Source organism: Vibrio sp. V42_P2S4T144 (assembly GCF_009904715.1).
In the GTDB taxonomy this organism is placed as follows: Bacteria; Pseudomonadota; Gammaproteobacteria; order Enterobacterales; family Vibrionaceae; genus Vibrio; species Vibrio alginolyticus.
The window spans coordinates 1-5,980 of sequence record NZ_WXWS01000093.1; the positions used below are offsets into that span (position 1 = coordinate 1).

A 5,980-nucleotide genomic window follows, 5' to 3' on the forward strand; every position below is an offset into this window, starting at 1 on the left:
CCCCGCCAGTCCAGCGGTTTTTATATTCTTCGCTGCGTTAATATCACGATCATGGTGCGTATTGCATTCTGGACAAGTCCAGTTTCGGATATTAAGCGGCATTGATTCGTGTACGAACCCACAACAGCTACAACGCTTTGAACTAGGGAAGAAGCGTTCTATCTCAACGATAGTTCGTCCAGCCCATTCTGCTTTGTATTTGAGTTGGCGAACGAACTCGCCCCAACTCGCATCAGCGATGTGTTTTGCTAGTTTTGGATTGCGGAGCATGTTCTTCACTTGTAGCGATTCAACACAAACAACTTGGTTTTCGTTTATCAGTTTGCGAGACAACTTGTGTAAGTTGTCTAATCGACTATCAGCAATTTTCGCGTGTAGACGGGCTACTTTCTGGCGCACCTTAGCGCGATTATTACTGCCTTTCTTTTTCTTGGCGAGTTGACGCTGTAGGTATGCCAGTTTGTTTTGGTAGTGTTTGAAGTGGCGAGGATTATCGACTTTCTCACCGCTATCTGTGATGAACAGGTTATTTAAACCCAAATCAATACCAACCGTTTTAGCGGTTACAGGCATTGGTTTAGGCTCAAAACGGCATAGCATAGACACAAAGTATCGGCCTGCGGTGTCTTTTGAGATTGTGACTGTGGTTGGTTCGCTAGGTAGTTCACGACTCCAATGGATATTAAGTGGCTGCTTGGACTTGGCAATAAATAGCTGTCCATGGCCAAAGTGCTAAAAGAGGAAAGTGCTGTGATTCGAGCTAACCATCCAGAAGTAGGCAATACGCCGTCACCGATGGAGTTGATAGCGATAATCCTCGACTCGATGAGCTCACAAGCGCGTAAAGCCGATGAGCCTATAGTCTCTCCAATACATTAATCGAAAGATCATGACGTTAGGCCGCCTCTCATTAGGCGGCTTTTTGGTGATATTGCTCCAAAAAATTACTGGTTATTCAAAACTCTGCGAAAGAAGTTCTAAAGGAGTGCGGTCATGTGCGGCGAACCCTTAAATTCACAATTGGAAAAGGAATGTACTAATGAAAAAACTTAAAGTATCGCTACTTACATTGTGCTCTGCTTTAGCCGCTCCGGCATTTGCTGATGTGAGTGTTCATGTTCTAGATACCAATAAGGGATTGCCGGGCACAAACATTGAGGTTCAGTTGTTTGAGAAAGTTGGTGAACAGTGGAAGCTTCTAGCAACGAAAACGACAGATGAGAATGGCCGAATTAAACATTTTGATATTGGTGATGGCACAATGTACCGAGCTGTATTCAACGTAGAACCGTTCTTTAAGGAGCAAAAGGCTGATACGTTCTATAGCAGTATTCCGGTCGATTTTAAGGTAGAGAACAAGGATGCACACTACCATATCCCATTGTTACTCAGTCCTTATGCTTACTCAACGTACCGTGGGAACTAGGTTCGTTCTAAGATAAACAGATATAAGCAAGCCTCGCTCTTTGAGCGGGGCTTTTTTGTTATTGGATTAAAGTTTGTTTGGTTCTTTGAGCGTGTTTATTATTGCCTTAATAATTATATGTTCGGAATAAAATTTATTGAGGTGTTTGTGGCTAACGTTAACGACTCCAATATCATTTCCCGCCTGTTATCTATTCCTGAGTGTTATCAGCTCGATTTCTTTGTTCGCAGTGCGCCAGCTATCCAAGATGATTCAACCTATTGGGACGTGCTTGGAACGTTATGGAAAGCGCAAGGCTCGCACCAACATCAATATGTTTGGTCGTCCCTGTTTACGTGCCCGAGACGCAACAAGCACAAGGTTATGAAGTCGTCAGAGCGCAAGGCGTTCGCCAAGCTACCCAAGGTGATCACCGCCTACCGCGCTATCAATGACGAATCCGAAATAGAAACCGCACTTTGTTGGACGCTATCTGAGGACATTGCTAAGCGTGTTTTCTCGCAAGGTGGCTGCCGCAAAGTGGTATCTAAGCAATTCACCAAGGATGAAGTGTTTGCCTATTTCAACCGCCGTAAGGAGCAAGAGATTTTAGTAACGCAAGGGCTTATCTAGTTATGGCCAAGGCACCACGATTCGATCACTCTTTTCTCGCAAACCAAGTCGCTAAGCGCAAGAAGTGGAAAAGCAAAGGCGTGAAAGCTGGCCACGGCGGCGACTTCAATATCGATGCAGCACTTAACGAGATTAACCGCTCTGTTAATCACATCATCAATCCGGTATCGATAAACGTCCCTAATACCGCGCTGGTGGATAAGTCGGAACTGCCATCTTGGCTCATTCGTATTCTTGAGAAAGACAATGACGTTGCGCGCGCTGCGACACAGAAGAAAGTGGAACTGGATTCACCACACAAAACGCGCCTTGCACAAGGGATTAAGCGCCCGAAAGAGTTTAACGACACAAAGCTGGCCGAACACTGGTTACAGGTTCGTTTGTTCTACACGTTAGAGACGCAGTACAAGGACATTTACCCGCTGGTTTTCTCAATTCCTAATGGTGGCTACCGAACGCCTAAAGCGGCCTCGATGATGAGTTATGAGGGACAAAAGAAAGGTGTGCCGGACATATTCTTTCCTATCCCGAGAGGGGTATATCATGGCTTCTTTTTGGAGGTGAAAACGGAAAAAGGTCGCCCAAGTAAGGAACAACAGGAAAAGATAAAAATGTTCCAAGATTTAGGATATTACGTGGTTGTGGCCAAGGGGTTTGATGAATGCATTTGTCAAATTAATAGCTATCTCCAATTGCCAACATTTGATAACAAAACTAGACTAGCCGCATAAGTATATAAAAAGGGCTTAGTTATCTCATGTTAGCGAGTGAATATCACAGCATTGGCCAAAAGCCAGTTGATTTGGACGTGTTAGAAGCAACAAAGGTAGTCCGTAACTTCCTATGTGATTACCTTTACTATGACAAGTTGTTGCTAAGCTATGCTCCCGCAGGGGAATTTGGTAGCGCTCAAGCGTATCGTTGGCTTACTGGTGGTCACATTTGTGATTACGATGGTACTGGCGACACGATTGCACCGAGAGAGAAGATCAACTATCGAGTCATTAGAATGCTGTTCGATGCTGGTCTAATCAAAGTGAAAACCAATATCCGAACACCACATACTCGCTGCGTTATCTTTGAATGGATTCGAGACATTAAGAAATATCGTCGCGAAATCCTCCGTACTAAAATCTTTGGCGAGAATGTTTATCTCACTAGCGCAATGATTGATGCTACAGCGGCGCAATATGGCCTGACCGTGGCGTTTGTTGGTGCGCGAGGTGTCTTTGAGATATTAGATGGTAATGGCAACTCAATCCCGAATGGCAAAGCCAAGAACACCTACATATTCATGAATAGTGTTGGTGAGCCAGTAGGCCGATTACGTGATATGTCCTATTGGGAATGGGAACAATACTTATACGACACAGCAACACGCGCCAAACTGCGCAAAACCCCTCTCAAAGTTCGTGATGGCATGCGCAGCCACTTTTCGGAGTTCAAACGGGCTTAATCAAATCCTTGATCATCTTTCCACAAATGCCGCCTATCTAGGCGGTATTTTTTTGTATTAAAAACAGAAATCGTGTTCGGAATGTTTACTGCGTGTTCGGAATGGTTATAATCGTCGAATAGCAGGACGTAAACCCAAGAAAAACGCCTTAACCCCTCAACAGCGCTGGAATCGTCATCTAGCCAAGATGGATAAGTTTGACTTTAAACGTCAATACTACCGCGCCAGCGCGACACAACGAGAGCAAATTAGGCGACTGCAAATAGAACTTGGCTGTAGCAGTCGAGAAGAACTGGTTCTCTACGCCATCAATCTTCTAGGCCAACAGCACGGAATTTATCTGAAAGATATTCAAGAGGACTTAGCGTGTCTAAACAAAAAGCCGTAGGAAAGCACGAACTGATCTCAGCAATGAAGAAAGAAACGGGCGCATTACGTGAAGAATGCGAGCTGGTTTTTGATGCCTTTATCGAAGAAATCTCAACTCAAACCATGATTGAGGGCAATGCTGTATTGCTTAGTGGCTTCGGTACGTTCGCACCTCGCCTTAAGAAAGCGCGAGCTGGCCGTAATCCAAAAACGGGAGCACCAGCGATTGTAGCTGCGCGAGACAAGCTGACTTTTAGTGCGTCGGATGTATTCCGCGATGAGCTGGCAAACAAGGTAAACGAGATCAAGGGAGCACATTAATGAGCACACGCTTAAACCGAACTGACATTGAAAGAAACATTTCTAAACGCCTTGGCCTAAAGCTTACTGGTGATGATGCAGAGCTGGTGGGCGATTGTTTGGACGCAATGATCAATCACATTCAGGTTGAGATAGCGAAAGGCCGTGAGGTGCAAATTCGAGGCTTTGGCCGTTTCCGTCACATAGAGCGTGAACGCACAACCATTAATCCGGCGACGAAAGAGCGCTTAGGTGTCAAAACCGAGCACAGCGTTTTGTTCTCTGCTTACAAGGACATGGTAAGAATCCATGAATGATAGCAAGGCAATTGGGCTACGTGTCTTTATCGGCTCCGTTCGGCTACTGGCCATAACCATTGTGTTAGCGCTGGTGGCTTTAATTGGTATTGGCACATACAGCTTTTATGGGTTGGTGGTCTATCCAAAGATAGAGCGAGTGAATATTGATTTGGACGCAGAGCGCATCAAGCGCATTACTGTAGCGGCCAAGAGTGGGGAGAAGTTAGAGAATGGCGCACCTAGTCAAAAGTAAGACCGTCGAGGGCGCAAAGAATAAATGGGCGACTCGTTGGGACTGCTTCTTTGATGCTCAATTCCTCTTTCGACGTGATACCGGAAAAGAGTTTGTTTTAGACGTGGCCGCCGAGCCACAAACCGCCAAGGTGAACCGCTTCCATGTGGCTCCTGACTGGATTAACGAACAGCCGAGCGGATTCCCAAGCCTTAAGCCAAAACACAAGGCCGCTCAGCTCCTAAACCCTGTTTGTGTTGGGTTCGATGGCCTACAAGGCGAATGGGAAGATGGCTGGTGGTGCAATCCCCCGTTTGACCTTAAGTTTGAGTTTCTAGAAAAGGCGCTAGAACAAGCCAGGAAAGGCCGTGACGGCATGATGCTGTTACCACATGAAGAAATACAACGTGGTGGCTGGACTTGGTTGAGGGCTACGCCACGATGATTTACAAGCCGGATGGCCGTTATCCGTTCTATGAGCGAAGGTCGGACGTAATCTCACCGCACAATCAACATAGAAACCCTGCCCGAATCACGCCTAAATCCACCAGCAAAATCACATCACCTGATTACCCGCATGATTTTACTGACGTCGACGCCGGGAAATGTTGAGTGTGATTAGTACGACGACGAGGAAATGTAGAAAACTGTGTTGGAAAGACAGCACCTTCTTTCATTTCTTGTTTTTCGATCTCGATCGAGGTTAGAATACAGGAAATGGAATTGAGGATGACAAAAATGAACTCAGCACAAACCAATAGCGTCCAGACAGAAAAAAGTAATCAAATCGAAGATCCCCAGCGTGCTCACTTAGTTTCTAATCTTCCACATATTAAGGAAGCATTGCAACGAGGTTTAAGCGCTAGAAAAAGAATGACTGAAAACAACCCTGTCACCAGTGGTGGTCAGTATTTTTATGGTGATACTATCCGCGCTCTCCGCGAACTACTAAAACCACACGGATATGTTAGAGAATCCATTCGTAATGTAGAGCTTACGATCAATAAAGAAGAAAAAATTGCAATCTACCTTTGTAGTGCTTGTGAGCAAACTGGAAACCCAGCTGGTTTCCCGCAATCCATTACAGACAAAGGCGACTTTACTCTTGATCTCTTAGCGCTTAAGTTCGAAGAAAATCTCAACTATGACTTGTTCCCAGAAACGCTTCCTGAGTCGAATACCAAAAACAAATTAAATTGTGATGTTTGGTTCCTTCTCCATAATTTTGACAAAAATAACAATAAGCTTACCGCTGAGCTGGCGAGACCTGTATCCTACAATAAGAG

At 45.2% G+C, this 5,980-nt stretch carries 12 protein-coding genes; 11 read left to right on the forward strand and 1 reads right to left on the reverse strand.

The annotated features are described in order from the left end of the window. A partial coding sequence (locus CAG68_RS02915; RefSeq protein ID WP_337250503.1) for an RNA-guided endonuclease TnpB family protein occupies positions 1 to 708 on the reverse strand: 708 nt, incomplete at its 3' end. A 12-nt stretch (positions 709 to 720) separates the two neighbouring features. Here CAG68_RS02915 and CAG68_RS22295 point away from each other — a divergent pair. From CAG68_RS22295 to CAG68_RS02970, 11 genes are all read left to right on the forward strand, one after another. Then, positions 721 to 879, forward strand: coding sequence for a hypothetical protein (locus CAG68_RS22295; protein ID WP_161440763.1), 159 nt, complete (start codon positions 721 to 723; stop codon positions 877 to 879). A 160-nt stretch (positions 880 to 1,039) separates the two neighbouring features. Further along, a complete protein-coding gene (uraH, locus tag CAG68_RS02925) occupies positions 1,040 to 1,426 on the forward strand; it encodes a hydroxyisourate hydrolase (RefSeq protein WP_161440764.1) in 387 nt (128 codons plus the stop codon). Between the two features lie 147 nt (positions 1,427 to 1,573). Continuing rightward, the gene (locus tag CAG68_RS02930; RefSeq protein WP_301950230.1) at positions 1,574 to 2,038 is read left to right on the forward strand and encodes a hypothetical protein; all 465 of its coding nucleotides are present in this window, start codon (positions 1,574 to 1,576) and stop codon (positions 2,036 to 2,038) included. Between the two features lie 2 nt (positions 2,039 to 2,040). Continuing rightward, a complete protein-coding gene (locus CAG68_RS02935; protein WP_158174347.1) occupies positions 2,041 to 2,769 on the forward strand; it encodes a VRR-NUC domain-containing protein in 729 nt (242 codons plus the stop codon). 26 nt (positions 2,770 to 2,795) lie between these two features. Next, positions 2,796 to 3,494 carry a hypothetical protein gene (locus tag CAG68_RS02940; RefSeq protein WP_161440765.1) on the forward strand — a complete coding sequence of 233 codons (699 nt, stop codon included), beginning with the start codon at positions 2,796 to 2,798 and terminating at the stop codon, positions 3,492 to 3,494. Positions 3,495 to 3,681: 187 nt separating this feature from the next. After that, positions 3,682 to 3,882 (forward strand): hypothetical protein, encoded by a 201-nt coding sequence (locus CAG68_RS02945; protein WP_161440766.1) that lies wholly within the window; start codon positions 3,682 to 3,684, stop codon positions 3,880 to 3,882. Further along, the gene (locus CAG68_RS02950; protein WP_052484255.1) at positions 3,861 to 4,184 is read left to right on the forward strand and encodes an HU family DNA-binding protein; all 324 of its coding nucleotides are present in this window, start codon (positions 3,861 to 3,863) and stop codon (positions 4,182 to 4,184) included. The genes CAG68_RS02945 and CAG68_RS02950 overlap by 22 nt, the downstream gene beginning before the upstream one ends. After that, positions 4,184 to 4,480, forward strand: a complete 297-nt coding sequence (locus CAG68_RS02955; protein WP_054866444.1) for an HU family DNA-binding protein — start codon at positions 4,184 to 4,186, stop codon at positions 4,478 to 4,480. Before CAG68_RS02950 ends, CAG68_RS02955 begins: the two co-directional genes overlap by 1 nt. Further along, positions 4,473 to 4,715 carry a hypothetical protein gene (locus tag CAG68_RS02960; RefSeq protein WP_109170111.1) on the forward strand — a complete coding sequence of 81 codons (243 nt, stop codon included), beginning with the start codon at positions 4,473 to 4,475 and terminating at the stop codon, positions 4,713 to 4,715. The genes CAG68_RS02955 and CAG68_RS02960 overlap by 8 nt, the downstream gene beginning before the upstream one ends. Further along, entirely contained in the window at positions 4,693 to 5,139 is a 447-nt protein-coding gene (locus tag CAG68_RS02965) for a hypothetical protein (RefSeq protein WP_161440767.1), read from the forward strand. The genes CAG68_RS02960 and CAG68_RS02965 overlap by 23 nt, the downstream gene beginning before the upstream one ends. A 284-nt stretch (positions 5,140 to 5,423) precedes the next feature. Continuing rightward, positions 5,424 to 5,980, forward strand: a 557-nt coding sequence (locus CAG68_RS02970; protein WP_237667830.1) for a hypothetical protein, incomplete at its 3' end; no start/stop codon positions are given.

Coding starts and splice junctions, on each gene's coding strand:
- CAG68_RS22295 (WP_161440763.1), top strand. CDS start 721: ATGGCCAAAGTGCTAAAAGAGGAAAGTGCTGTGATTCGAGCTAACCAT.
- uraH (WP_161440764.1), top strand. CDS start 1,040: ATGAAAAAACTTAAAGTATCGCTACTTACATTGTGCTCTGCTTTAGCC.
- CAG68_RS02935 (WP_158174347.1), top strand. CDS start 2,041: ATGGCCAAGGCACCACGATTCGATCACTCTTTTCTCGCAAACCAAGTC.
- CAG68_RS02940 (WP_161440765.1), top strand. CDS start 2,796: ATGTTAGCGAGTGAATATCACAGCATTGGCCAAAAGCCAGTTGATTTG.
- CAG68_RS02945 (WP_161440766.1), top strand. CDS start 3,682: ATGGATAAGTTTGACTTTAAACGTCAATACTACCGCGCCAGCGCGACA.
- CAG68_RS02955 (WP_054866444.1), top strand. CDS start 4,184: ATGAGCACACGCTTAAACCGAACTGACATTGAAAGAAACATTTCTAAA.
- CAG68_RS02960 (WP_109170111.1), top strand. CDS start 4,473: ATGAATGATAGCAAGGCAATTGGGCTACGTGTCTTTATCGGCTCCGTT.
- CAG68_RS02965 (WP_161440767.1), top strand. CDS start 4,693: ATGGCGCACCTAGTCAAAAGTAAGACCGTCGAGGGCGCAAAGAATAAA.